At 66.1% G+C, this 24,523-nt stretch carries 22 protein-coding genes and 1 pseudogene; 10 read left to right on the forward strand and 13 right to left on the reverse strand.

The genetic code is table 11. The features are described from left to right. The first annotated feature begins 75 nt into the window (after positions 1-75). The 3 genes from A3CW_RS0129565 to A3CW_RS0129575 are packed head-to-tail and all read left to right on the forward strand — an operon-like array spanning position 76 to position 3,199. The gene (locus tag A3CW_RS0129565; protein WP_028206783.1) at positions 76-1,281 is read left to right on the forward strand and encodes a paraquat-inducible protein A; all 1,206 of its coding nucleotides are present in this window, start codon (positions 76-78) and stop codon (positions 1,279-1,281) included. Further along, positions 1,278-2,576 carry an MlaD family protein gene (locus A3CW_RS0129570; protein WP_028206784.1) on the forward strand — a complete coding sequence of 433 codons (1,299 nt, stop codon included), beginning with the start codon at positions 1,278-1,280 and terminating at the stop codon, positions 2,574-2,576. Before A3CW_RS0129565 ends, A3CW_RS0129570 begins: the two co-directional genes overlap by 4 nt. After that, a complete protein-coding gene (locus A3CW_RS0129575; RefSeq protein WP_028206785.1) occupies positions 2,573-3,199 on the forward strand; it encodes a PqiC family protein in 627 nt (208 codons plus the stop codon). Before A3CW_RS0129570 ends, A3CW_RS0129575 begins: the two co-directional genes overlap by 4 nt. A 38-nt stretch (positions 3,200-3,237) precedes the next feature. Here A3CW_RS0129575 and A3CW_RS0129580 read toward each other — a convergent pair whose 3' ends face one another. Further along, the gene (locus tag A3CW_RS0129580) at positions 3,238-4,713 is read right to left on the reverse strand and encodes an alkaline phosphatase family protein (protein WP_028206786.1); all 1,476 of its coding nucleotides are present in this window, start codon (positions 4,711-4,713) and stop codon (positions 3,238-3,240) included. A gap of 195 nt (positions 4,714-4,908) precedes the next feature. Further along, entirely contained in the window at positions 4,909-5,754 is an 846-nt protein-coding gene (locus A3CW_RS0129585; RefSeq protein ID WP_081771865.1) for a helix-turn-helix transcriptional regulator, read from the reverse strand. A gap of 80 nt (positions 5,755-5,834) precedes the next feature. On the opposite strand from A3CW_RS0129585, the gene A3CW_RS0129590 reads away from it, so the two are divergent. Next, positions 5,835-6,740 (forward strand): SDR family oxidoreductase, encoded by a 906-nt coding sequence (locus A3CW_RS0129590; RefSeq protein ID WP_028206788.1) that lies wholly within the window; start codon positions 5,835-5,837, stop codon positions 6,738-6,740. Positions 6,741-6,833: 93 nt separating this feature from the next. On the opposite strand, the gene A3CW_RS0129595 is transcribed toward A3CW_RS0129590, so the two are convergent. Then, positions 6,834-8,030: a phytanoyl-CoA dioxygenase family protein gene (locus A3CW_RS0129595; protein ID WP_028206789.1), complete on the reverse strand. Its 1,197-nt coding sequence runs from the start codon at positions 8,028-8,030 to the stop codon at positions 6,834-6,836. A gap of 109 nt (positions 8,031-8,139) precedes the next feature. Then, on the reverse strand, positions 8,140-9,081 hold the full coding sequence (locus A3CW_RS0129600) for a LysR family transcriptional regulator (protein WP_028206790.1): 942 nt from the start codon (positions 9,079-9,081) through the stop codon (positions 8,140-8,142). Between the two features lie 185 nt (positions 9,082-9,266). On the opposite strand from A3CW_RS0129600, the gene A3CW_RS0129605 reads away from it, so the two are divergent. Next, positions 9,267-10,778, forward strand: coding sequence for a CoA-acylating methylmalonate-semialdehyde dehydrogenase (locus A3CW_RS0129605; RefSeq protein WP_028206791.1), 1,512 nt, complete (start codon positions 9,267-9,269; stop codon positions 10,776-10,778). 67 nt (positions 10,779-10,845) lie between these two features. Here A3CW_RS0129605 and A3CW_RS0129610 read toward each other — a convergent pair whose 3' ends face one another. Then, a complete protein-coding gene (locus tag A3CW_RS0129610; protein ID WP_051481787.1) occupies positions 10,846-11,163 on the reverse strand; it encodes a VF_A0006 family four-cysteine protein in 318 nt (105 codons plus the stop codon). A gap of 217 nt (positions 11,164-11,380) precedes the next feature. On the opposite strand from A3CW_RS0129610, the gene A3CW_RS0129615 reads away from it, so the two are divergent. Next, positions 11,381-12,445 carry a LacI family DNA-binding transcriptional regulator gene (locus tag A3CW_RS0129615; RefSeq protein ID WP_028206793.1) on the forward strand — a complete coding sequence of 355 codons (1,065 nt, stop codon included), beginning with the start codon at positions 11,381-11,383 and terminating at the stop codon, positions 12,443-12,445. A 10-nt stretch (positions 12,446-12,455) separates the two neighbouring features. On the opposite strand, the gene A3CW_RS53105 is transcribed toward A3CW_RS0129615, so the two are convergent. From A3CW_RS53105 to A3CW_RS47955, 3 genes are all read right to left on the reverse strand, one after another. Next, the gene (locus A3CW_RS53105; RefSeq protein ID WP_028206794.1) at positions 12,456-13,319 is read right to left on the reverse strand and encodes a sugar phosphate isomerase/epimerase family protein; all 864 of its coding nucleotides are present in this window, start codon (positions 13,317-13,319) and stop codon (positions 12,456-12,458) included. Positions 13,320-13,338: 19 nt separating this feature from the next. Continuing rightward, a complete protein-coding gene (locus tag A3CW_RS0129625) occupies positions 13,339-14,586 on the reverse strand; it encodes an NAD(P)/FAD-dependent oxidoreductase (RefSeq protein WP_028206795.1) in 1,248 nt (415 codons plus the stop codon). Between the two features lie 157 nt (positions 14,587-14,743). Then, positions 14,744-15,697, reverse strand: a complete 954-nt coding sequence (locus A3CW_RS47955) for a LysR family transcriptional regulator (RefSeq protein ID WP_051481788.1) — start codon at positions 15,695-15,697, stop codon at positions 14,744-14,746. A gap of 110 nt (positions 15,698-15,807) precedes the next feature. On the opposite strand from A3CW_RS47955, the gene A3CW_RS0129635 reads away from it, so the two are divergent. Further along, positions 15,808-16,824 carry a zinc-dependent alcohol dehydrogenase family protein gene (locus tag A3CW_RS0129635; protein WP_028206796.1) on the forward strand — a complete coding sequence of 339 codons (1,017 nt, stop codon included), beginning with the start codon at positions 15,808-15,810 and terminating at the stop codon, positions 16,822-16,824. Positions 16,825-16,892: 68 nt separating this feature from the next. Here the strand turns inward: A3CW_RS0129635 and A3CW_RS0129640 are convergent, their stop codons facing one another. The 5 genes and pseudogenes from A3CW_RS0129640 to A3CW_RS0129660 all read right to left on the reverse strand — a co-directional run bounded on the left by A3CW_RS0129640 (position 16,893) and on the right by A3CW_RS0129660 (position 21,482). Continuing rightward, entirely contained in the window at positions 16,893-18,245 is a 1,353-nt protein-coding gene (locus A3CW_RS0129640; protein ID WP_028206797.1) for a TRAP transporter large permease, read from the reverse strand. Between the two features lie 7 nt (positions 18,246-18,252). Beyond that, positions 18,253-18,732 carry a TRAP transporter small permease gene (locus tag A3CW_RS0129645; RefSeq protein WP_028206798.1) on the reverse strand — a complete coding sequence of 160 codons (480 nt, stop codon included), beginning with the start codon at positions 18,730-18,732 and terminating at the stop codon, positions 18,253-18,255. 78 nt (positions 18,733-18,810) lie between these two features. After that, complete coding sequence (locus tag A3CW_RS0129650) at positions 18,811-19,770, reverse strand: TRAP transporter substrate-binding protein (protein WP_245623773.1); 960 nt, start codon at positions 19,768-19,770, stop codon at positions 18,811-18,813. Positions 19,771-19,891: 121 nt separating this feature from the next. Beyond that, a pseudogene (locus A3CW_RS0129655) lies at positions 19,892-20,210 on the reverse strand (porin); the annotation flags it as partial. Between the two features lie 279 nt (positions 20,211-20,489). Beyond that, positions 20,490-21,482, reverse strand: a complete 993-nt coding sequence (locus tag A3CW_RS0129660; protein WP_028206801.1) for a LacI family DNA-binding transcriptional regulator — start codon at positions 21,480-21,482, stop codon at positions 20,490-20,492. Positions 21,483-21,656: 174 nt separating this feature from the next. On the opposite strand from A3CW_RS0129660, the gene A3CW_RS0129665 reads away from it, so the two are divergent. From A3CW_RS0129665 to A3CW_RS0129675, 3 genes are all read left to right on the forward strand, one after another. After that, complete coding sequence (locus A3CW_RS0129665; RefSeq protein WP_154678068.1) at positions 21,657-22,490, forward strand: NAD-dependent epimerase/dehydratase family protein; 834 nt, start codon at positions 21,657-21,659, stop codon at positions 22,488-22,490. Between the two features lie 305 nt (positions 22,491-22,795). Continuing rightward, positions 22,796-23,194, forward strand: a complete 399-nt coding sequence (locus A3CW_RS0129670; RefSeq protein WP_028206803.1) for a helix-turn-helix transcriptional regulator — start codon at positions 22,796-22,798, stop codon at positions 23,192-23,194. After that, positions 23,191-24,522 carry a type II toxin-antitoxin system HipA family toxin gene (locus A3CW_RS0129675; protein WP_028206804.1) on the forward strand — a complete coding sequence of 444 codons (1,332 nt, stop codon included), beginning with the start codon at positions 23,191-23,193 and terminating at the stop codon, positions 24,520-24,522. The genes A3CW_RS0129670 and A3CW_RS0129675 overlap by 4 nt, the downstream gene beginning before the upstream one ends. Position 24,523: the final 1 nt, after the last annotated feature.

Genomic DNA, 24,523 nt, shown 5'->3' on the forward strand with positions numbered 1-24,523 from the left:
TATGCGCGTGGTCCTGAAACTGCCTCACTGATGCGAATCGTGTGTCATCGCGAGGCGTAGTCAGGAGCCCGGCCCATGACGATTGGCTGTCCCGAATGCGGCGCCCTCGAGGACATCCCTCCGCTCGGCCCGCGCATGCTCGCGCGCTGCAGGATCTGCCACTACCCGCTGGAGCGGCGCAGCGGGCGCAGCATCACCGCTTCGCTCGCCTGCGCCACCACGACATTCGTCCTGCTGTTCCCCGCCAATCTCGTGCCGCTCATGACGGTGCACATGCTCGGCGCCGATCGCTCATCGGTTCTCGCGTCGGGCATCGTGTCGATCTGGCGCGACGGCTGGCTCGCGCTCGCGCTATTGCTCGGTGCGTTCGGCATCGTGCTGCCTTTCGTGCGCTTCGGCGTGCTCATGATCGTCCTGGGACTGGTCCGCTTCGGCGTGCGGTTCAAGCATATCGGCACGCTCTTTCGCTGGACCATCGCGCTCGACATCTGGGCCATGCCCGACGTGTATCTCGTGGGCTGCCTCGTCGGCTATGCGCGCGTCACGCAGAACCTCACGGGAACGATCGGGGCCGGCGGCTACTGTTTCATCCTCGCCGCGCTCATGTCGATGCTCACGCGCGCCTCGCTCGATCGCCGCACCGTCTGGCGCGCCATCGCCCCCGACCAGCAAGCGCCGCACGGGCATGGCGCGCTGTCCTGCCCCGTGTGCGACCTCGTCGTGCCTACCTCGCATGAGGGGCGGCCTTGCCCGCGCTGCGGCCTGAAACTGCGCGCGCGCAAGCCGGACGCCGTGGTGCGCGCAGCCGCGCTCACGCTCGCGGCGCTCGTGCTGACCGTGCCCGCCAACTTCTATCCGATGACCATGTCGCGGCAGCTCGGCCATTACGACTCGCACCGCATCATCGACGGCGTTTATCAGCTCTTTCATGTCGGCCTATGGCCATTCGGCATCCTGATCATCTTCACGAGCATCGTGATTCCCCTTGCGAAGCTCGGCGGCATGGTGTGGTTCATCAGCTCGGTGTTGCGCCATTCGCGCCGGCACTTGCGCGCCAAGGCCCATCTTTATCGCTGGATCGACGAACTGGGCCGCTGGTCGAACGTCGACGTCTTCACGATCGCGGCCTTCGTGCCGCTGATCCACTTCGACGGCGTGGCGGTGGCGAGACCCGCTATCGGCGCGACGGCGTTTGCGCTCGTCGTCTTCTTCACGATGATGGCTTCGCGCACCTTCGACCCGCGCATGATGTGGGACGTGCATACGCGGAGAAAGCCATGAGCGGCCCGCATCGCCACCGCACGCAAGCCGAAGTGCGGCGCACCGCGTGGCCCGGCTGGATCTGGGCTGTGCCGATCGCCGCGATCGGCGCGACGGGATGGCTCGGCGTGCACGCGCTCATCCATAACGGCGAGACCGTTGTCGTGACGTTCGACAATGCCTACGGCATGAAGCCGGACGACACGATCGTCACGCTGCGCGGCGTGAAGGTGGGCGCCGTTTCGGACGTGTCGCTCGCGCAAGATGGTCAGCATGTCGAAGCAAAGCTCCGGATCGACCGAGCGGAAGACCCGTATTTGCGCACGGGAACGCGGTTTTTCCTGCGCGGCGCGAAGGTGGATTTGAGCGACCCTGCCTCGCTGAAGGCCATGCTTGCGGGACCCGAAATCGTCATGGAACCGGGTCCCGGCAAGCATGCCGATCACTTCGACGGCAGCGATCGCCGGCCCCCGCTAGCGCCCGGGCACGGCCCGATGGTGACCTATGCAGTGCGTTTCGACGGCGCGGTCGGCAACCTGGAGACCGGCGCGGAGGTGGATCTGCGCGGCTTTCCCGTAGGGACCGTCACGAGCGTGCGCCTGAGCTACGACGCGCACACGGGCGCGCTGAGCACGCCCGTTCAGCTCGCGCTGGACCCCTCGGAGCTCGGCATCGTCGGCGCGCCGCCGCCCGCGGACGGCAACTGGCGGCCGCTCGTCAACGGCATGCTCGATCACCTCGTCGCCGACGGTCTGCGCGCGCGCCTTTCGCAAGACCCGCCGCTCGTCGGGCCGCGCAAGGTCAATCTCGACTTCGTTGCGGGCGCAGCGGGCGCGACGCTCACCGCCGACAACGGGCTCCCCGTGATCCCGAGCGTCGCCCCCGCCGATTTCGACACCATGACCTCCCGCGCCAGCGACGTGATCAGGAAGATCGACGACCTGCCCATCAAGCAAACGGGCGACGAGGTGCGCAGCATCGTGGCGCACGTGAACGCCATCAGTTCCTCGCCGCAGATCCGCGACAGCCTCATGCATATCGACCGCTCGGTTGCGCAAATCGATCAAACGCTCGCGCAAGTGTCGCCCCAGATCGGCCCGCTCGTCGCGCAGCTGCGCGAGACGGCGAACGAAGCCGATCGCACGGTCGCGGCGGCCAATCGTACGCTCGGCGCCGACGCTTCGAGCCAGAACGACCTGCCCACCGCGCTGCGCGAGCTGACCGATACCGCGCGCTCGGTTCGCGCGCTCGCCGACTATCTCGACCGGCATCCCGAAGCGCTGCTGCACGGCAAGGCACAGGAGGAGAGCCAATGATGCGCCGCCATGCGAGTCGCGCCGGATGCGCAGTGGCTTCGATCGCGCGACTGCTGCGCGCGATCGTGCTCGTGGGCATCGGCGTCGGGATCGCCGGATGCGGCCACAGCCCGCCCACGCGTTACGTCACGCTCAACGCGACGCCCGCGCAAGCGCCGCTTTCCACCGCCGCCATGGCGCCGGTGCAACTGAGCGCCGTGCATATTCCCGCCGTGCTCGACCGGCCCGAAGTGGTGACGCATGTCGCGCCCAACCGGCTCGCAGTCGACGACAACGACCGCTGGGGCGCGCCGCTCGCGCAGATGATGCGCAGCACGCTCGCGCAAGACCTGCTGTCGCGCCTACCTCCCGGCGCCTTCGTTTTTCCGGACGCGCCCGCGCCCGCTGGCACGCGCACGCTCGTCGTCACGGTGCTCGACTGCAACGCGAGCGCGGGCGGAACGCTCACGCTGCAAGTGGCGTGGACACTGCTGGCTGGGCAGCCCGCACGAACCATGCTGTCCCAGCAGGCGGCGCTGAGCGCGCCGGTCGAGGGTCACGACGCGGCGGCGCAAGCCGCTGCGCTCAGTCGCGTGCTCGGCGAACTCGCCGACCGGATCGCAGCATCGATCGCCGTGCGCTGACGCGGCGATCGCCGACACAGATGGCCCACCCCGCGACGCTAACCTCCCGTCTGGAATCCTAACGACGCCGCCTTCGCGCGCAGGTCCGCGAAGCGGTCCACGTTCGGGTTGGTCGCGAGCTGCGACTGATCGATCGACGACACCGGGTTCGACGACGACCCGGGCGTCCCCGAGCACTCCCCGCCGAACGTGCCCTGGGCAATCGTGAACGCCGGCGCGTCGGTGCGCGGCGCATCGGTGAAATCGAGCGCATAGGCCAGATTGAAGGTCGCCGAATCACTGCTGCGCACGCCGAGCGGCGGCAAGCCGAAGCGCCATTGCAGCAGCGCGTGAATCGAACTCGGGTCGAACGGGTAGCGCGTGACCGTGCCCGCGCGAACGCGCGGCCCCAGCAGCGCGAGCGGTACGCGAAAACCCAGCTTGCCGTCGTTGCCGAGCGCAAGCTCGTTCTTGCTGATCGGCCTCGTGGGCGGCACTACGTGCTCGAGAAAGCCGCCCCATTCGTCGTACACGACGATCATCAGCGTGCGGTTCCAGGTCGGGCTCGTGCGCAGCGCCTCGTACACCTGGCCGAGAAACGCCTCGCCGTTGCGGATGTCCGCGTGCGGATGATCGTCCGCGGAAGTGCCTTGCGGCTCGCCCGCGAAGGCCGGATCGACCATGCTGAACGGCGGCAGCGTGCCCGCCTCGGCATGCGCGACGAAATCCGCAAACGGACGCGAAATGCCGACATAACGCGTACCGTAAAGCGCCGTGAACGGTACGTCGTGGTAGTAGTAGTTGCAGCCGATATTCGCGGCGCTGAGCCTGTCCCAGATCGTTGGGAGCGACGAACTGTCGATACTGTCGTCGAGGCGATCCGTTGCGCCGCTGTGCAGGTAAAGGCGGTTGGGAAACGTGCTCGTGAGGATGCCGCTGAAGTAGAAGTCGCCGATCGTGTAGCGGCTCGCCACCGCGTCGAAGAACTGCACATCGGCCGACGTGTAATAGCCGATGGGCAGCAAGTCGCCCTGGCGCAGGCTCGTGCCCGGCGTGAGGAGAAAGCCGTTCATCGCGCCCGAAGCCAGTTGCGTACGCGCGCCGTCGTAGCTGTGATTGGGGTCCTGGTACGCGCACGCCTGGTAGCCATAGGCGGAATTCGCCGCGAGCGAAAACGGCGTTTGCGTCGCGCCGAACGCGTCCTGGAACTGCCGGTTCGCCGGCATGCCTTCGGCTCCCGGCACCCAGCCGAGGAAGTGGTCGAAGGAACGATTTTCCATCGTGACGAGCACGATGAAATCGATGCCAGAACTCGCCGGATTCGGCAACGCCGGGCGCGCCAGGCTATAACGGTCGGCGCCGTCCGGCGAGGGAACGTCGCCGATCGAGGGCGCGGGGGCGTCGCCGTTCTGGCCGCCCGGGTCGTCACCGCCGCCACCGCAGCCCGATAGCGCAACACTGCCGGCAAGCGACGCTACGCCGGCAAGAAAACGGCGCCGGTCGTATCCGTGATGCGGGCCATTCTCGTCTCCCATGACACGTCTCCTGGTTGGATGCGGCGCTGGCAATCCGTCCATGCCTCGCTGCCGCGAAGCGAAACGCGCTCGCTACGGCGAGCAGCGGACGGCCTTTTCCCGCAAGCCTCGCGCCCGCTGAGGTGCAGCCAGGACAAGCTCGGAGTGTTGCGATGGGAGAGGAAGACGAGGGACGTCAGGATGCGCGCGGCAGGGTCACGACTGCTCGATCAGCGCCTTGATGCGTTCGGCCTGCCCGGCATCGACGGGGTTGTAGACGATCATGTGCAGGTCGGGCCGGCCATCGACGGAAAACGCCGACTGCTCCAGCGCGATCAGACCCAGCGTGGGATGGTGCAGGCGCTTCACGTGGTCGGCTTCCGCATGCGCCAGCACTTCGTTCTCGCGCCACAGGGCGTCGAACTCGGGGCTGACGCTGCACAGCTCGTCGACGAGTTCGCCAACGGCCGAAACGAGGCCGGCGCGCGCCACGTCGGCCCGGAACGCGCCCACCACGAAGCGGGCCACGCTGTCCCAGTCGTGCTGCTTGGCGCGCACGTCCGGGTTGCAGAACAGGAAACGCAGAATGTTGCGCTGACCGGGCGGCAGCTTGCCGTAGTCGGTCAGCACGATGGCCGCGGCGCGATTCCACGCCACGACCTCCCAGGTGGCCGTCTTGACGATGGCCGGGCTGAAGCGCAGCGAGTCGAGCAGGCGTTGCAGCCGCGGATTGACCCCGTCCACAGGCTTGTAGCGCACTTCCGGCGGCCGCCCGAGCCCCAGCATGAAGAGGTGCTCGCGCTCCGGATCGGTGAGCAGCAGCGCGCTGCAGATGCGCTCGAGCACTTCCGGCGAAGCCGCGCCGCCGCGCCCCTGTTCGAGCCACGTGTACCAGGTCGGACTGATACTGGCCCGCTGCGCCACTTCTTCGCGACGCAACCCCGGCGTGCGCCTGCGACCGCTGAAACCGAAGCTCGCGGGGTCGAGCCGCGTGCGGCAGCGCTTCAGGAAGTCGCCGAGCGAACCCGCCGAGTGGATCGGAATGGAGAGCCTGTTAGTCATCTTAATATGATGAACTCACTACTTTAACGGTATAGAGAATTTGGAGATAGTACGCCAGTCATGACCCAGGAGAGATGACCATGCGTATTTTTCTGACCGGCGCGACCGGCTTCATCGGCTCGGCGCTCGTTCCGGAACTCATCGAAGCCGGTCACGAGGTGATCGGCATGACCCGCTCCGAAGCCGGCGCACAGGCGCTCGCCCGCGCAGGTGCAGGCGTGCATCGCGGCACGCTGGAGGAACCGGCAAGCCTGCGCAGCGGCGCGGAGCAAGCGGATGCCGTGATCCACACGGCCTTCGACCACGACTTCTCGCGCTTCGTCGAAAACTGCGAAAAGGACAAGCGCGCCATTGCGGCGCTCGGCGCCGCGCTCGCCGGCTCCGATCGTCCGTTGCTGATCACGTCCGGCACGGGTATCGGCAATGCCCGGCCTGGCGAACTGGCGAGCGAGGACGTCTTCAATCCGGGCCATCCCAACCCGCGCATTGCCTCCGAGCTGGCCGGGCAGGCACTGCTGGAACAAGGACTCAATGTGGGCGCGGTGCGGCTGCCCCAGGTCCACAACCCGTTCCGGCAAGGGCTCATTACGCCGCTCGTGGCGATCGCGCGCGAGAAAGGCGTTTGCGCCTACGTCGGCGACGGCCAGAACCGCTGGCCCGCCGGCCATCTCTCCGACGTCGTGCGCCTCTATCGGCTCGCCGTGGAAAAAGGTCAGCCGGGCGCACGCTACAACGCGGTCGGTGAAGAAGGCGTGACGAGCCGCGAAATCGCCGAGGCGCTGGGCCGCGGGCTCGGCCTGCCGGCCGTTTCGATCGAGCCGGAAGACGCGGCCGCGCATTTTGGGTGGATGGGGATGTTCGTCGGCCTGGACATGCCCGCTTCGAGCGCGCTCACCCAGGCGCGGCTCGGCTGGCGCCCGACGGGCCCCTCGCTGATTGCCGATCTGAACGAAGCGCGCTTCGCCGAGGTGGGCGCTTCAGAATGAGCCGATAGTCATCCTGAATATTCTCACCTCAGCGTCTCGTGGCCGCTAGCGGCCACGAGACAGACTCCGTGCACGATGCCGTTATCGCCGCGCTCACGCGGGGTCGCGTCGCGCGCCATGCGCGCGCAAGGCCTCGTCGAATCTGCGCGGCTCCCAGTCCTCGCACAGCGCGCGCTGCATGAGCGCCTGCTGGCTTTCTGGCGCGAGACCACCCAGGGGCGGGTCACGGTCGAGATTCGTGGGAAACGGATAGCCCTCGGCACACGACGCGATGACCGCCACGGTCGCGAGGTCGACTGCATCGCCTGGGCCCTTCCCGCGCCGCTCGCGCAGCACGGGATAGATCGCTTCGCACATGCTCGCGCGGTCGAGCGCTTCCATTGCGCGCCCCATTGCCGATGAAACCTGCAGCAGGTTCGCCATGCGCTGCACGTCGGCGGTGCGGTTCGCGCCCGCCGCATGAAATAGCGCGGGATTGAAGAACAAGGCGTCGCCTTTGGCAAGCGACAACTGCACGCAATGCGCTTCGAACCAGGCGCGGAAATCGGCGCGCCGCCATGCAAGATAGCCCTCGGCATAGCGTTGCGAGTACGGCAGGAGTTTCGTCGGCCCGCTCTCGACCGGCATGTCGCTGTGCGCCACCGCCCCCTGGAGCGTGAGGAAAGCGGATACGTGATGCACGTGCGCCGGATAACGCTGCGCTTCCTCGATCGTCTGGAATCCCAGGTGATAGTCGCGGTGCGCTTCCTGCGCCGCGCCGCCCGGACGCACCACATTGACCTGCGAGGTCATCTGATAGCACGGTCCGAGCCACGCCTCGCACACGGCCATGAGCGCCAGATTCGCGAAGTAATCGGCGAATACGGCGGGCGCTTCGAGGCAGAGCTTTTGTTGCGCATTCCAGATGCGGTCGTTCGCGCCCGCCTTCGCAAAATGGTCCGCACCGCTCGTGCCCTGCTCCCGCTCGGCCCGGATGATCGATTCGAACACGGCGGTCGCATCGTCCACTGGCTGCGTGTTCGCGTAAGCACGCTCGAGCACCAGCACGCCCGCGCCGTCGCGCAGCACGTGCGCCCATTCCGCCTGCAACTGCGCGCGCTGCGCCGCGTCGTGGAGCACGCCTTCGAGCGCCGCGCAGTCGTACACGGGGATGCGCTGCCTCACATCGCAGGCGTAACGCAGCGGGGTGCCGTCGTCGCGCAGCCGGTTCACGAATGCCTCCAGCGAGCATTCGCGTTCGACGTACCATTGCCGCCCCAAATCCGCCACAGGTGTTTCGTGCTGATCCATGCGTCTGCCTCCGTTTTGAGTCAAGGATAACGTCGGCACCGGGCGCTGTGGATACCAAAAATCTATCAGAAACGCATCAGGAAGGCGGCGCCGTGGCTGCTTGCGCACGTCACTCCAGCGGAAAGCCATCCTTGAACGTCTGCCGCAGGAACTCCGTAAAGTGCTTGACCGCGCGCGGCACCTGCGCTCCATACGGCCGCACGACGTGCAATTGCGAAGCGAACGCGCCCACGGGGCGCCAGTTGGGCAGCAGGACGACGAGCTTGCCGGCCTGCAGCGCGGCCTGCGCGCTGAAATCGGGCAACAGCGCGATGCCGAGATGTTCCAGCGAAGCGTCGCGCAACGCTTCGCTGTTGTTCGCCGAGAACGGGCCGTTCACCGTCACCGTCTCGCGCGCGCCTTCCGCGCGGCGGCCGGCTTTCTCGAACGACCAGACGCCCGCACCCAGCGCGCGTGGATAGAACAGACAGTCGTGCTGCGCCAGATCGGCGGGGGTTTGCGGCGTGCCCCGCTGCTTGAGGTAAGCCCGCGTGGCGACGATGACCGAGCGCGTGTCGCAAAGCTTCCAGGCCACGTGGGTTTCCGGCACCTGCGCGCTATGGCGAATCGCGAGATCGAAGCCTTCGGTCGCAATCGAGCTGAGCCGGTCGGAAAGCTCCAGCTGCACGCGCACTTCGGGATGCGCGCGCGAAAACTGCGCAAGGCGCGGCACCAGTTGCTGGCGCGCGAACGCCACGGGCGCGGTGACGCGCACCGTGCCGCGCGCGACATCGGCCATCTCGCGCACGCTCGCAAAGCTCGCGGCAATACTGTCGAACTGCGCGCGCGTGTCCTCCACGAGCCGCAGCCCCGCCTCCGTGAAACGTACGCTGCGCGTGGTGCGCTGCACAAGCGGAACGCCCGCCACGCGCTCCAGTTCGGCGATGCGCTGGCTCACGGCCGCCTTGCTCACGCCCAGGCGCGTCGCCGCCGCGGTATAGCTGCCCTGGGTGGCCAGCACGTTGAGCCAGTGCAAATGCGTCCAGAGTGCTTCGACTCGCTGTGTATCCATCGATAAAAAGTCCGCGTCAAACCTCGTGATCCCCGCGCCGATACTAGCATGCCGCTCGCGCACTTTTCACAGACCACGCTAGCGATTGTTCACGGCTGAAAACAATCAATTCAGCGCCAGCGTCTTTCCTCGCCCCCGCCGCCTCCGTAGACTGGCGGCACGCACTCACCTAACGAGGAGATGACATGCAGCCCTATTCCGATTCCGCAGACGTGGTCCACTTCATCGGCGGCAAGACCGAGCGCGGCGCGGGCGACCGCACGCAAGCGATCTTCAACCCCGCGACCGGCGCCGCCGCGCGCCGCCTCGTGCTGGGCGAAGTCGCCGACGTGGACGCCGCCGTGGCGAGCGCGAAAGCCGCGTTCCCGAAGTGGCGCGACACGCCGCCCATTCGCCGCGCGCGCGTCATGCTGCGGTTTCTCGAGCTGATGAATCGTCACGCGGACGAACTCGCGGCGATCATCACGGCCGAGCACGGCAAGGTCTTCTCCGACGCGCAGGGCGAAGTGGCGCGCGGCATCGACGTGATCGAATTCGCCTGCGGCATTCCGCAACTGCTCAAGGGCGACTACACCGAGCAGGTTTCCACGGGCATGGACAACTGGACCGTGCGCCAGCCGCTGGGCGTGGTGGCCGGCATCACGCCGTTCAACTTCCCCTGCATGGTGCCGTGCTGGATGTTCCCGGTGGCGCTCGCAGCCGGCTGCACGTTCATCCTCAAGCCTAGCGAGCGCGACCCTTCGGCTTCGCTGTTCATGGCGCGTCTGCTCAAGGAAGCCGGCCTGCCCGACGGCGTGTTCAACGTCGTGCAAGGCGACAAGGTCGTGGTCGACGCCCTCCTCGCGCACCGCGACGTGAAGGCCGTGAGCTTCGTGGGCTCCACGCCGATCGCGAACTACATCTACGAGACCGGTGCGAAGCACGGCAAGCGCGTGCAAGCGCTCGGCGGCGCGAAGAACCACATGGTCGTGATGCCCGACGCGGACCTCGACAAGACCGTGGACGCCCTGATCGGCGCGGGCTACGGGTCGGCCGGCGAGCGCTGCATGGCGATCTCGGTGGCGGTGCTGGTGGGCGATGTGGCCGACAAGATCGTGCCGCGCCTCGCCGAGCGCGCGCGCAGCCTGATTGTGAAGAACGGCATGGAAGCCGACGCGGAAATGGGCCCGATCGTCACGAAGCAGGCGCTCGAGCGTATCGAAGGCTATATCGCGACCGGCGTGGAAGAAGGCGCGAAGCTCGTAGTGGACGGGCGCGGCCTCAAGGTGCCGGGCCACGAAGCAGGCTTCTTCACCGGCGGCACGCTGTTCGACAACGTCACGCCCGAGATGCGCATCTACAAGGAAGAAATCTTCGGACCGGTGCTCGCCTGCGTGCGCGTGAAGGACTTCGCCGAGGCCGTGCAGCTGATCAACGATCACGAATTCGGTAACGGCGTCGCCTGCTTCACGAGCGACGGCCACGTGGCGCGCGAGTTCGGCCGCCAGATCGAAGTGGGCATGGTGGGCATCAACGTGCCAATTCCGGTGCCGATGGCATGGCACGGCTTTGGCGGCTGGAAGCGCAGCCTCTTTGGCGACATGCACGCATATGGCGAAGAAGGCGTGCGCTTCTACACGAAGCAGAAGTCGATCATGCAGCGGTGGCCGGAAAGCACCGAAAAGGGTGCGGAGTTTTCGATGCCGGTCGCGAAGTAACGGTTGTTGGTAAGAGAAAAAAGCCCACTTCGCGTGGGCTTTTTTTTTGGTTCACAAGCGGGTGGCGTTACATCTGCCCCCGCCGCGAGCAGATCTGGGCGATGCGCGAGATCGCGGACGGTTCCCTCGCGCCCGGCATATTCTGCAGAATGCACTCGTGATATACCTTCTCGCGCGGCAGCAGCATTTCGCCGTTCCGGTACAGCGCGTAGCACGAGCGCTGGATATAGTTCGACGCCACCTCGTTGCGGGCGTCGCGCAATCCAGCCAGCATGCAGTCATCATAGGACGACTGACCATCGGCCAGCGCCGCATGCGCGGCCAGGAGGCCCAGCAGGCCAATCGCAGTCCGCAGGGTGAAACTCCATCTGCCATTCTTTGCCATGACGTTCCTTATTATGCTTCTTGTCTGTCTGCGTGAATTTGCGTGGCGTGGACACTGGCCTCGCAGTCGCAGCAGTGTATCAAAGGACGTCATTCATGCTTTGATGGAAGTGTCACCTGGGAGTCGGCATTGGTCTCATGACGACTTCGGTATTGCGAGGTTCGTACGAGGCTCATGCGATTGAGGGAATACTGCTGCAAACGGAAGGAGTCGCCCCATGACGGACACCGCTTCGCCGCGCCGCAAGCGCACGGCGCGTTTCGTGGAGATTGCCGAAGCTGCGGGCGTGAGCCCCGCCACGGTGGACCGCGTGCTCAACGAGCGCGGCAGCGTGTCCGCCGCGATGCGCGCGCGTGTCGTCGCGGCCGCCCGCCAGCTCGGCGTGCCGCGCGTGCTACCCGAAACGCATCACGGGCTGGTGCATATCGACGTGCTGCTGCCGCAAAACAGCGCGCCGTTTTTTCAGCGCCTGACGCTGGGCCTCGAGCGCTCCATGCAAATGCTCGACCGGCGCATCGTGCTGCACCGGCAGTTCCTGCCCGAAGCCGACGACGACGTGATCACGCGCGCCATCCTGCGTCCAGACTACAAGCGCGCGGGATTGATCATCACGACGCATGACACGTCGGCAGTGCGAGACGCGCTGCGCACGGTCATCGCGCAAGGCGAGGCCGTGGTCACCATGGTCACCGACATCGACCAGGTCGAACGCGTGCATTACGCGGGCATCGACAACCGGCTTGCGGGCCGCACGGCGGGCTATTTCGTCGGGCGTCTGGCAAAAGAGCCGGGCCGCGTGCTGTTGATCTGCTCGCGCAAGGACTATCACGCGCATATCGAACGGATCAGCGGGTGCCGCGAACAGCTGGCCGAATCGTTTCCGCACCTGGTTTGCGACGAAGAGGCCGTGGAAACGTTCGACGACGTGGACCTCTGCCATCGCGCGGTGCTCACGTCGCTCAAGCGCGGCGGCGTGGTCGGCATCTACAACAGCGGCTATGCGTCGGCGGGAATCGAGGCCGCGTTGCGCAAGGTGGGCGCGACGGGAAAGATCGTGTGGGCAGGCCATGAGATGCTCGACCTGCACCGCCAGTACATCGAGCAGGGGACGATGGATATCGCCATCGATCAGGACCCGGACGGACAGGTCATCTCGGCGTTGCAGCACGCGCTGAATGCATGCGGCGTGCTCGAAACGCCCGCGCCTCCCGGGCCGGTGGAGTTCCGGATTTTTTGCTCGGCGAATGTGAGGCGCAATCCGTATCTGGGCGTTGGGAATTGAATGGCTGGTTTCAAGCCGCGGCACTGTCGCGCGTAGATTCCTTTTCGACCTCGTGCCACAACTCGCGAATCCAGTCGCGCATGAGCAGCGATTCGCGCCAGCGGTCGGTCGTGTCGTTGCCATCCGGCCCGATGATCGCGTAAGGCTGCGGCCCCAGCTCGCAGGTGAACGCGAGCGTGTCGTCCGCGCCCGCTCGCTTGCGCCACGAACGAAAGCCGTAGCGCCACCAGTCGAGAAAGAGATCCACCCATTTGCGGTGCGGCGCGAAAGAAAGCTCGATCTGCACCTGCTCGCGGCTCGCCACGCGGCCATGAAACGCCCACGATGCGTCGAGTATGCGATGCATGAGCGCGTGATTCTCCTGCGAAACCGGCCACGCGAACTCGCGCCCTACGAGGTAGTGCGAAATGTCGCCAAGCAGCTTGAGGTCCGGCCGCGCGTCGAGCAGATCGAGTGTGAAATACAGATCCGTCGTCATGCGGTCGCGATGCGTTTCGATGTAGACCGGTATCTCCACCTGCTCGGCCAGCCGCTGCCAGCCGTCCAGCAAGGCGAGCGCCTCGCGCTGCGTGCGCGGGCGCACGTCGGGCTGCAGGTCGACGTGGTGCAGGCCGAATTCGGTTGCGAGTTCGAGCACCCGTTGCAGGTCGTCGACGGTCGTCGGGAAGCATTGGCCTTCCGCCGCCAGCCCGTATGTCTTGCGCAGTTCCGCGAGGCGCTTCACGTCCTCGCGCTGCGTGCAATGCGCGCTCACGCCGTCGAAGCCCGCTTCGGCGATCATCCGCACGTTTTCTTCGAGCGTGCGCTCGTAGCCATCGGTATGGCGGCGTTCCATCGACCAGAGCGACTGGAACACCAGGAGTCGTTGCGCCATCATGTCTCCGTTTTTGGTATCAAAGCAGGCTCTTGAGCTTGATCTCGGGCTTTGCCAACGCAGTTGGCAAAGCCTCGGGCGCGATCGAAACGCCGCGCTCCACCAGCATGCGCGCGAGCTTCATGTCTTTGGCGAGTGCACTGGTGGGCCCGAAGCCGCTCGCGCCAACGAGGCGCGTGTCGATATCCAGTTCGAAATGGATCTGGGCATCGCTGCCGATCGGCCGCACGATGGAACTCACGCCAAGCGCGGGCTCGCCCGCCACCTGCAACTGGTGGTCGTACTGATCGGACCAGAACCAGGGAAGCTCGCGATATGCGTCGTGCGCGCCGAGCATGTTGTGCGCCGCCACGCGTGCCTGGGTTTCTGCGTTGTGCCAGGTTTCCTGGCGAATACGATGCGAACCGAAGCGGCTTGGAAACAGCGCGACGTCGCCAGCGGCATAGACGCCGCGCGCCGAGGTCGCAAGCGCTTCGTCCACGACGATCCCGCGCTCGACTTCGATGCCCGCCTCGCGGGCAAGCGCATCGGCAGGCTCGATGCCAATGCCGACGATCACCGTATCGGCGCGCAGCGTCTCGCCGTTTTCCAGCAGTACGTCGAGCGTGCCGTCGCTCAGCCGCTCGAATGCCTGTGGCGCGCAGTTCAGGAGAATGCACACGCCATTGCGTTCGTGCAGCGCTTGCGCGCGCGCCGCGATCACGGCGGGCACGGCGCGGCCCATCAGCCGCGTGCCGCCTTCGATGAGCGTGACGTCGCAGCCGCGCGCGCGTGCCGAGGCCGCGACCTCGAGGCCGATGAACCCGCCGCCCACCACGACGATGCTCGACCCCGGCGCGAGCCGCGGACCGATGGCCGCTGCATCGTCCAGTGTGCGCAGGCTGAGCACACCCGCGAGCGTTGCGCCGGGAATGGCCAGCTGTCTCGCGTGGCCGCCGGTGGCCAGTAGCAGCGCCTCGTAGGCCAGGGTCGCGTCGTCGCCCAATTGCAGCGTGCGTGCGACAGGGTCGATCGCCTGCACGGTCGCGACGATGTGCTCGACGCTATCCTCGCGCCACGCCTCGGCTGGCCGCAGGCCGCATTGCGCGGGGCTGCGTTCGCCCGTGAGGAGGGCTTTGGAAAGCGGCGGCCGCTCGTACGGCAAATGCGGCTCAGCGCCGATCAGCGCAATGCGCCCGCGCCACCCTGCTTCGCGCAATGTCTGAGCAGCGCGGCCGCCGACATGGCCCGCGCCGACGATCGCCATCACCCGTTCCGTGGTCGTCATTGCGTGTCTCCCTGGGCGTTCACGCCGCTTCCGCTTGCTCGAACTCGTTCCATGTCGCGCGGGCCGCTTGACGTGATCTTCGAGCGGCAACGTCTTCCTGGGATCAAACATAAGCGGCGCGCCTGTCGCGCTCAACGAAAACCTTGATGAAATTTCGTCAATTTCCGTCCGGGTGGGTGAAGTCCAACGGGTCCGGGTGGTCCTGTTGCGCGCCGAGCATGCGCGAAATATCCGCGACGAGCGCATCCACGGCCACGCGCACCTTCGACGGCATGTGCCGCGCCTTTTGCCGCACGACGTGAACTTCGTCGCCCATCACACTCTTGCTGTCCATGACGAGTTCGAGTCGCCCGTCGCTCAGATACGGGCCCATGAGCCAGCACGGCAGCCACGCGAGACCGGCGCCGGCGGCGGCCGCATCGGCGATCGCCAGCAGGTCGTCGAAGCACAGCCGCGACGCGAGGCGGCACTCCTCGACTTCGCCCCCGGGGCCGCGCACGCGCCACGCCGGGCTCTGTCCCGCGCGGCCATACGCGATGCCGGTATGCGTGGCGAGCGCGGCGACGTCCGCGGGCTTGCCGTGCTGCGCGAGATACGCCGGCGACGCGCAAATGCCCATGCGCTGCACACCGAGCCGGCGCGCGACGAGCGTGCCGTGGTCGGGCAGCGTGCCGATGCGCACGGCCAGATCGAACCCGTCCTCCACGAGATCGGCCACGCGGTCGCTGAACGAGAGTTCGACATTCAGATGCGGATGCTCCTCGACGAGCCGCCGCACCACGGGCGCCACGCACTGGCGCCCGAACAGCACCGGCGCGCTGATCCGCAAGCGCCCCGCAGGCTCGCGCCGTCCGTGATCGAAGGCGGCTTCCACGGCGCTCAGCTCGCCCAGCACGCGGCGGCACTGCTCGTAGTAGGCGTGGCCTTCGTCGGTGAGGCTCAAGCTGCGCGTGGTCCGCTGCAGCAGGCGCACGCCCAGGCGCTGCTCGAGCCGCGCGACGATCTTCGCCACCGCCGAGCGCGTCACGCCAAGGCGCTCGCCCGCGGCGGAGAAGCTGCCCGCGTCTACCACGTCCACGAATTCGGCCACGCCGCTCAGGCGGTCGTTCATATCCCCACTCCCTTTGTATCCTTTACGGCGACAACCAAGCTCCGGAATCTCGCCAATGTCGCCTCGCAAGCAACACTATCATAGGTGCTCCCACTCGTACTGGAGCAGTCATGAACGCATGGAAACTGAAGGCCGGCAGCGGCCATGGCGCACTCGCGCGCGCCGACTTCACGCCGCGCGCGCCCGGCCCGCATGACGTGGTCGTGAAGATTCACGCGGCCTCGCTCAACTATCGCGACCTGATGTTCGCGCGCGGCGATTACCTCGGTCTTGTCGACGCGCCGCTCGTGCCGGTCGCCGACGGCGCGGGCGAAGTAGTCGAAGTCGGCGCGGCCGTCACGCGCTTCAAGCCCGGCGACCGCGTGATCAACACCTACTTCCCGCACTGGGTGGATGGGCCGCCCGCGCCGTGGAAAGTGCGCGAGACGCCCGGTGCGCAATTCGACGGGGTGCTCGCCGAACGCTTCGTCGCTGCGGAAACCTCGCTCGTTGCGATTCCCGCGCACCTGAGCTACGAGGAAGCCGCGACGATCTCGTGCGCCGGCATCACCGCCTGGAACGCGATCTTCGCCGATGGCGGCGCACGGCCCGGCGCGACCGTGGTGCTGCTCGGCACCGGCGGCGTGTCGATCTGGGCGTTGCAGCTTGCGCACGCGGCGGGCTTGCGGACCATCATCACATCGTCGAGCGACGAGAAGCTCGAACGCGCCCGTGCGCTCGGCGCGAGCGAGACGATCAACTATCGTTCGCACCCCGAATGGCAGGATGAAGTGCTGCGGCTCACGGGCGGCGAAGGCGCGGATATCGTCGTGGAAGTGGGCGGACGCGATACGCTGCCGCGCTCGGTGGCCGCCGCGAAGATGGGCGGGCTCGTGTCGATCATCGGCGGCGTGACGAGTTTCGCGGGCCCCGAACTGGGGCTGCTATCGGTGATCGGCGGAATCAGGCGTCTGCACGGCATCATGGTCGGCAGCCGAACGATGCTCGACGACGTCACGCGTTTCGTCGCCGCGCAGCAGATTCGCCCCGTGGTGGATCGCGTGTTCGCTTTCGACGAAGCGCCCGAGGCTTACGCGTGGCTGGAAGCCGGCAAGCATTTCGGCAAGGTGGTGATACGCGTGGCTTAACAGCACGTAGGCAGAAAAGCGAAGCGGGCACGCCAGGTGCCCGCTACGTTCTACAGGTACCGGTCGCTTTAGAAAACCGGATGCCCGTTGATCAGGCTGGGCAGCCATGTCGAGAAGAACGGAAAGTAGGTGACCAGATTGATCGCGCTAAAAATCGCGAGATAGTATGGCCACGCGACCTTGGTCGTTTCCCCGATCGACACGTCGCCGATTGCACAGCCGATGAACTGCACCGAGCCGATTGGCGGATGCACGAGGCCGAGCGCGCAGTTCAGCAGGATCATGATGCCGAACTGCACCGGGCCCACGCCGCTATGCATGGCGAGCGGCAGGAACAGCGGCGTCGTGATGAGGATGTGCGCCGCCATGTCGATGAACGTGCCCAGAAACACCTGGATGACGTTGATGTAGAGAAGCATCAGCCAGGGAAGCGTCGTGGCATGTTCGAGCACGCGCTCGATGGCCTCCGGAATCTCCAGATAAGCCATCTGATAACGCAGCATGTTCGACACCGCGATCAGCAGCAGCACGACGCCCGTGGTCTTGGCTGCGCGCGAGAGGGCGAAGAACAGCTTCTCCTTCGTCATCGAGCGATACACGACCACGGTGAGCGCGAGCGAATACATCACGGCAATCGCGGCCGCTTCTGTTGCGGTCGCAATGCCCCGCGCCACGCAGAAGAGAATGATCGCGATCACGAGCAGCCCGGGCAGCGCGCCGAGGAACGCCCGCACCACGGCGAGCCAGCCCGGAAACACCTGCAGCCTGGTCGAGCCGTCCGCGCTGCGCGGATAGCCGAAGCGGCGCGCCTGCCAGTACGCGGCAACCAGCACGAAGCCCATCACCCACAACACCGGCAGCAGGCCCGAGAACAGCAGGTCGCCAATCGAAACGCCGCTCATCTGCTGGCCGTTCAGTGTGCCCGTAATGCCTTGCGCCGCGAACGCGTAGATGATCATGTTCGTCGAGGTGGGCATCAACGCGCCCGCCAGCGACGAGTGCGTCGTCACGTTGACGGCATAGGCCGCGCTATAGCCTTCGCGCTTCATGAGCGGAATGACCACGCCGCCCATGGCCGACGTGTCGGCGGAAGGCGAACCGGAAACGCCGCCGAACAGCGTGCACGCGACGACATTGGCCATGCCGAGACCGCCGCGAAAATGCCCCACGGCGGCCTGGGCGAAGCGCAGGATGCGGTCGGCAATGCCACCGTGCAGCATCAGCTCACCGGAGAAGATGAAGAACGGCACCGCAAGAAACGAAAACGCGTTCATGCCCGAGATCATCGACTGCATGGCAGTCGCGGCCGGCAGTCCTTCGTAAAGGTACGTGCTGACGCAGGCGAGACCGAGGGAGAAAGAAACCGGCACCCCAACGGCGAGGAGCACCAAAAAACTGAGCGAAAGAATTGCGAGTTCCATGTGTGCCCTACTTTGCCTTGCGTACGAACAGTGCCAGCAGATGCTCGAGCGAAAACAGCACGATGCAGGTGCCGGCCACGATCGGAATGACATAGCGCACCGCTTCCGGCACGCCGAGAATCGCGATGCGGTCGTCCATGGTCGTTTCCGCCATTTGCAGGCAGCCGACGAAAATCGCCACGCCAAGCGCCATCAGGCAGAGGTGCTGGAACGCTTCCGCGATCCGTTGTCCCCGCGGGGAAAGCTTCTTGACGAGCGAATCGAGACCGATATGCCCGCGCTCGCGCACCTTGAGCGCGGCGCCGAACATGGCGATGGTGACCACCAGCAGCAGCGCGATCGGCTCGACGAAATCGGGTGCGCTCTCGAACACGTAGCGCATGATCACGCCGTAGAAGACGAGCACCGTCAGCGCGGCGAGTGCGACCGAGGCCAGGATCGTCAGCAGGCGAAACAGCAAATCGTTGGGAAGTTTCAGGAAAGTCATGATCCATCCTTGCACGGCACACACTGCACAACTGCGTTTTTCCGGCTCCGCGCCGCAAGCGACGCGGAGCCCCGGGCTTTAGTGAATCGCCTGGATTTCGTCCACGATCTTCTTCATATCGGGCGTCTTTTCATACTTTGTCCAGACCGGCTGCATGGCCTTCACGAAGGCTGCGCGATCGACCTGCGCAGCCGGAATGATGGTCGCGCCGCCCTTTTCCACCGTCTTGCCCGCCGTGTCTTCGCGCGCCGTCCAGAGCTTCACGTAGTACGGCACCGAGTCGGCTGCCGCCTTCTTGATGATCTCCTGCTCCTGCGGCGTGAGCGTGTCCCATACCTTCTTCGAGAACACGAGCACTTCAGGCGTCATGGCGTGGTCCGTCTCGGAGTACACCTGCGCCACTTCGTAGTGCTTGGTTTCCTCGTACGACGGCAGGTTGTTTTCCGCTGCGTCCACAAGGCCCGTCTTCAGGCCCGTATAGACTTCGGCGAACGGCATCGGCGTGGGCGTGCCGCCCATGGCCTTGATTTCGTCGACCATGAGGTCAGACGGCTGCACGCGCACCTTCAGGCCTTTCATGTCGGCCGGCGACTTGATCGGACGCTTCGCGTAGATCGAGCGCGCGCCGCTCTCGTAGAACGTCAGCGCGATCATGCCCTTGGCCTTGAACGCGTCGAGAATCTTCTGGCCTTCGGGGCCGTACATCACCTTGCGGAAATGGTCGATGTCGCGAAAGAGGAACGGCAGCGAAGGAATCATCGATTCCGGCACGATCTCGTTGAACGCGGCGCCATTGGCGCGAACCATGTCGAGCGCGCCAATGCGCACCTGGTCGATCGTATCGTTCTCCGAACCGAGCGCGCTGTTGCCGAACACCTTGATGGAATCCTTACCGCCCGTGGCCTGCGAAATCTCTTCGCCCATGTGCTTGAGCGCCATGTTGGTCGGGAAGGTGTCGCTATGAACGTCGGCGACGCGGAACACGCGCGCGTGCGCGGCGCCTGCGGTGAGCGCGAGCGCCGCGGCCAGAACGGTCATTGCGGTCTTCGCGGTGCGTGCACCATGTGAGTTGCGAAAGGTCTTTTTCATTGCTTGCCCCAAGAATGGAAGAGTTGTTTTCGAGCCGTGTTTGGGCTGATTCGCTGGCCAACCGGGTGTCTCAGAACCGGTGGATGATGCCTGCACCTACTGCGACCCTGCTGCGGGACGAAGACGGCATGGTCTGGAAGCCGTCGCCGATCGTCGCGGTCGCGTTGATGATCTGCGTACCGTTGCCTGCCGGCGTGAGGGTCTTGCCGTTGGCACGCTGGAAAGCCTGCAACGCGTAAAGTCCCGTGCGCCTGGAAAGCGTGGAGTACTCGGAGAGATTGAACTGCTGGTATTGGGCGCTGCTCGTAATGCCCTTGGCTCGCGTGGCGCGTGTAGCGGTAGCCCGTCGCGAAGTCCCGCGTCGGGGCTGGCTTCCCGTGCAGGACGACGCAAAGGCGGGTGCGGCGCCCGCAATCGCCACCCCGACCTCAGCGCACTTCAACCGGCGCCTGTTCTCCGCCATTCTCCGATCTCCTTTTGTTCTTCGCGTGCCACTTCGGGAAAACGTTTTCTCGAAATTTAATGTGTTCCTTTCGAAATGGCTAGTAGGTAGTTACGCGGAGCGGCGCAGCGTTGGCGCGTACGAGTCGGCGCATCGGGAGCAGGCGTGACGAGGCCGCCGGCCGTTGCCTGGCGGCCAGCGCGGGGGAAGTACAGCGATCAGGAAATCAGCGGCAGGCGACGGTCGAGTCGCGCACGACCAGGCGGGGTTCGAGCACGACCTGCTCGACATCGGCGCGGCCGGCGAGGACGTCGATGAGCTTTTGCATGGCCAGCTCGCCCATGCGCTCGCTCTGCCCGTCGATCGTGGTGAGGCGCGGCTCGACGTATTCGCCATACGGCACGTTGTCGATGCCGGCGACCGAGATGTCCTGCGGCACGCGAAAGCCGAGCGACCTGGCCTCCTTCATGAAGCCGAGCGCGATGAGGTCGTTGTAGCAGATCACCGCCTGCGGGCGCTTCGGCCCCAGCATCACCCGCGAGCAGGCCTGCTCGCCCCCCTGGGCGGTCGGCGCGTGCGTCTCGTAGACGTCGAGCGTGAGGCCGGCCTCGGCCAGCGCCTCGGTGGCGCCGGCAATACGCTCGTCGTTGATGGTCGCCGCAGCGAACCCCAGATAGGCGACATGGCGGTGCCCGAGATTGAGCAAATGACGCACCAGCATGGACGTCGCGAGCCGGTTGTCGAACCCGACGGTGGGCATGTCGAGCCCGCGCACGGTCCGGAGCATGACGACCGGCTTGCCCAGATTCTTCGTCCACCGGGCGATTTCCTCGGAAGCCCGCGAACTGACGATGAGCCCGTCCACGCGCGGCGCGAGCGCTTCGATGAGCGAGCGCTCGCGCGCGAGATTCTCCTCGGCGTCCACGAGCAGCAGCGTGTAGTCGTGCTGGAGCGCCACGCGGTTCGCACCCTTGACCACGTTCGTGAAGTGCGGGTTCGCGATGTCCAGAATGGCGATGCCGATCGTGCGCGTGCGCCCCGTGATCATCGAGCGCGCCAGCGGATTGGAGCGGTAGCCGAGCAGCTCGATGGCGTCTTTGACCTTCGCCTCCACCGCCGGCGAAAAGCGCTGCGTGCCGTTCACGTACTTCGATACCGTCGCGACCGAGACGCCGGCCATGGCGGCGACATCGCGAATCGTCGGGGAACCACTTTTCATAGGTTGACAACGCCAGGGAGGATCGACGGCGAGCATTGTCGCAGAAACGGACTTGGGGTGAACCCCGGTATTCGCCGCAGGTATTCCTCCATTGACGCTGCGACTCTCGATGGCTATATTCGGAAAACGTTTTCCTCGTGTTTTCAATATCAAAATAATTCCCAGGGAGCCCTGATGTCGCACCACTCACTTGCAGCCAAACCGTTCGGCCGTCTTCTTCTTACTGGCGCAGGCGGCAATCTGGGCCGTCAGTTGCGCGGCGCGCTCGCGAACTGGGCCGACATCGTGCGCGTCAGCGACATCACGGAACTGGGCGAGGCGGCGCCGCACGAGGAAACGCGCCGCGTCGACCTCGCGGATCGCGAGGCGGTCATGCAACTCGTGGAAGGCGTGGATGCGATCGTGCACCTGGGCGGCATCTCCATCGACGCGCCGTTCGACGATCTCCTCGAAGCCAACATTCGCGGCACGTACAACCTCTATGAAGCCGCGCGCAAGCACGGCATCAAGCGCATCGTCTACGCCAGTTCCAATCACGTCACGGGTTTTCATCCGGTGACCAGCGTGCTCGATACCGATGCCGCGCACCGGCCGGACAGCCTGTACGGCGTGACGAAATGCTTCGGCGAATCGCTGTCGCGCTATTACTTCGATCGCTTCGGCATGGAGACGGTCTGTCTGCGCATCGGTTCGTCGTTCGAAGAACCGAAGAACGCACGCATGCTCGTCACGTTCCTGAGCTATCGCGACTTCATCGAACTCGTGCGCTGCTCGCTGTTCACCAATCGCGTGGGTCATGCGATCGTCTATGGCGTATCGGACAACCCCGCGAGCTGGTGGGACAACGGCAAGGCGGGGTTCCTCGGCTACCGGCCGCGCGACAGCTCGGCGGCGTACGCCGAGCGCTTCCCGGCGAGCGCGCCGAACGCCGAGCTTGCCGACGCTGCGCAGCAGTATCAGGGCGGCCCGTTCGTGCTGGGCGAGCCGATGCAAGGCGCCGAACTCTGATCGGACTCCTGATAGATCGGGAGACCGCGCGGGAGACCGGCTCGGTCGCCTGCAGGCAAACCGCCCTGGCCGCGAAGCGGCTGGGGCGGGGTTGCACAGCGATTGACAGTTAGTTGCACATTTATTGGCGCCACGCGCCCACGGCCGCCCTCGCCCGGCAGCGGATACAAACTGCAGGCTGTATTTGCAAATTACAGCCTGTGATTTGTATTTTTACTTTACAGGGTATAGACTGTATTCGACCGCGCCGCGCGTTTCCGTTTGCAGCGGCCGTCTGCAGCGGCATTGCGCCGCCCGGAGTTGCCGTGGACTACCCTCTCAAGACCCTGAGCCAGCTGCGCCCGATTCTCGTCGGCTTCCGCAAGAAAGCCGGCCTCACCCAGAAAGACCTCGCCACGCGGCTCGGCATCTCACAGCAAAGCTATGCCGCGTTCGAGGCGAATCCCGAAGCGGCGAGCGTCGAGCGGCTCGTGCGGGTCCTGCGGCTCGTCGACGTCGAAATCAAGCTCGGCGCGCCCGAAGCGAAGGCCGCGCCGGTCGCGGAGAAAGCCGCTCCGCGTCCGGCCAGAACCCCCGCAGCCGCGGCCAAGATGTCGAGCGCGGCCAAGCCCCCGGCCGCCCGCAAACGCACCCGCACTACGCCAGCGACCCCAGCGCCGCAGCGCCAGTCCGCCGCCCGCCGCAAGCCGAGGGAGGACTGGTGAGCGCACGCCCACGCCTGCCCAACCGGCTCGACCTGTGGATGAACGGCCTCCCGGTGGGCTACTGGGAGAACGCGCGCGGCAACGAACGCCTCGCGTACCTCGACAGCTGGCTCGACGACGAGCAAGGGCGCCCCCTCTCCCTCTCGCTGCCGTTCACGCCCGGCAACCAGCCCTACCGCGGCCGGATCGTCGCGGACTATTTCGACAATCTGCTGCCGGACAGCGACCGCATCCGCAGACGCATCGCCGCGCGCTACCAGACTGGCGGCACCTCGCCGTTCGAGTTGCTCGCCGCGCTCGGCCGCGATTGCGTGGGCGCGCTGCAGATACTTCCCGCTGGCGTTGCGCCTGCCGGCCTGAAGAGCATCAAGGGGCGCGCCCTGAGTGAAGGCGACATCGCGCAACTGCTGCGCGAAACCACCGCCACGCCGCATGCGGGCGAGCCCGATGCGGTGGACAGCCTGCGGCTGTCGATCGCCGGGGCGCAGGAAAAGACCGCGCTGCTGCGGCATGGCGGGCAGTGGCTGCTTCCACAGGGCAGCACGCCGACCACGCACATCCTGAAGCTGCCGCTCGGCCTCGTCGGCAACATGCGCGCCGACATGCGCACCTCGGTGGAAAACGAGTGGCTGTGCACGCAGATCATCGCCGCCTACGGTTTGCCCGTCGCGCCCTGCGAAATCGCGCAATTCGAGGACGCGAAGGCGCTGGTCGTGGAGCGCTTCGACCGGCGTCTTGCGAGCGACGCCAGATGGATCCTGCGCCTGCCGCAGGAGGATCTGTGCCAGGCCACGGGCACGTCCGGCCTCGCCAAATACGAAGCCGACGGCGGCCCCGGCATCGACACGATCATGCAGGTGCTCGACGGCTCCGCGCGGGCCACGGCCGACCGCCGCAACTTCTTCGTCACGCAAGTCATCTTCTGGCTGCTCGCGGCCACGGACGGCCACGCGAAGAATTACAGCATTGCCCTGCTGCCCGGCAGCCAGTACGCCGCCACGCCGCTCTACGACGTGCTCAGCGCACATCCGGTCGTCGGCCGGGGCCGCAATCATATTGCGCCGCAGCGCGTGAGCCTCGCGATGGCCGTGCGCGGGCGCAACCGGCACTATCGCGTCGAGGAGATCTATCCGCGGCACTGGATCGCGCAAGGCCAGCGCGTGGGATTCGCCGCGGCGGAGGTCGAAGCGATGCTCGCGCAGGTGGCGGCGCAAACGCCGCGCGTGATCGAAGCGGTCGCAGCGCAGCTCCCCGCCGGTTTCCCCGCAGATGTAGCCGACACCGTTTTCGCCGGCATGCGCCGGCTCGCCGCGAGGCTCACCGCGTAGG

Origin of the sequence: Paraburkholderia nodosa DSM 21604, assembly GCF_000519185.1 — a bacterium.
GTDB lineage: Bacteria > Pseudomonadota > Gammaproteobacteria > Burkholderiales > Burkholderiaceae > Paraburkholderia > Paraburkholderia nodosa.

Coding starts and splice junctions, on each gene's coding strand:
- A3CW_RS0129565 (WP_028206783.1), top strand. CDS start 76: ATGACGATTGGCTGTCCCGAATGCGGCGCCCTCGAGGACATCCCTCCG.
- A3CW_RS0129570 (WP_028206784.1), top strand. CDS start 1,278: ATGAGCGGCCCGCATCGCCACCGCACGCAAGCCGAAGTGCGGCGCACC.
- A3CW_RS0129575 (WP_028206785.1), top strand. CDS start 2,573: ATGATGCGCCGCCATGCGAGTCGCGCCGGATGCGCAGTGGCTTCGATC.
- A3CW_RS0129580 (WP_028206786.1), bottom strand. CDS start 4,713: ATGGGAGACGAGAATGGCCCGCATCACGGATACGACCGGCGCCGTTTT.
- A3CW_RS0129585 (WP_081771865.1), bottom strand. CDS start 5,754: ATGACTAACAGGCTCTCCATTCCGATCCACTCGGCGGGTTCGCTCGGC.
- A3CW_RS0129590 (WP_028206788.1), top strand. CDS start 5,835: ATGCGTATTTTTCTGACCGGCGCGACCGGCTTCATCGGCTCGGCGCTC.
- A3CW_RS0129595 (WP_028206789.1), bottom strand. CDS start 8,030: ATGGATCAGCACGAAACACCTGTGGCGGATTTGGGGCGGCAATGGTAC.
- A3CW_RS0129600 (WP_028206790.1), bottom strand. CDS start 9,081: ATGGATACACAGCGAGTCGAAGCACTCTGGACGCATTTGCACTGGCTC.
- A3CW_RS0129605 (WP_028206791.1), top strand. CDS start 9,267: ATGCAGCCCTATTCCGATTCCGCAGACGTGGTCCACTTCATCGGCGGC.
- A3CW_RS0129610 (WP_051481787.1), bottom strand. CDS start 11,163: ATGGCAAAGAATGGCAGATGGAGTTTCACCCTGCGGACTGCGATTGGC.
- A3CW_RS0129615 (WP_028206793.1), top strand. CDS start 11,381: ATGACGGACACCGCTTCGCCGCGCCGCAAGCGCACGGCGCGTTTCGTG.
- A3CW_RS53105 (WP_028206794.1), bottom strand. CDS start 13,319: ATGGCGCAACGACTCCTGGTGTTCCAGTCGCTCTGGTCGATGGAACGC.
- A3CW_RS0129625 (WP_028206795.1), bottom strand. CDS start 14,586: ATGACGACCACGGAACGGGTGATGGCGATCGTCGGCGCGGGCCATGTC.
- A3CW_RS47955 (WP_051481788.1), bottom strand. CDS start 15,697: ATGAACGACCGCCTGAGCGGCGTGGCCGAATTCGTGGACGTGGTAGAC.
- A3CW_RS0129635 (WP_028206796.1), top strand. CDS start 15,808: ATGAACGCATGGAAACTGAAGGCCGGCAGCGGCCATGGCGCACTCGCG.
- A3CW_RS0129640 (WP_028206797.1), bottom strand. CDS start 18,245: ATGGAACTCGCAATTCTTTCGCTCAGTTTTTTGGTGCTCCTCGCCGTT.
- A3CW_RS0129645 (WP_028206798.1), bottom strand. CDS start 18,732: ATGACTTTCCTGAAACTTCCCAACGATTTGCTGTTTCGCCTGCTGACG.
- A3CW_RS0129650 (WP_245623773.1), bottom strand. CDS start 19,770: ATGACCGTTCTGGCCGCGGCGCTCGCGCTCACCGCAGGCGCCGCGCAC.
- A3CW_RS0129660 (WP_028206801.1), bottom strand. CDS start 21,482: ATGAAAAGTGGTTCCCCGACGATTCGCGATGTCGCCGCCATGGCCGGC.
- A3CW_RS0129665 (WP_154678068.1), top strand. CDS start 21,657: ATGTCGCACCACTCACTTGCAGCCAAACCGTTCGGCCGTCTTCTTCTT.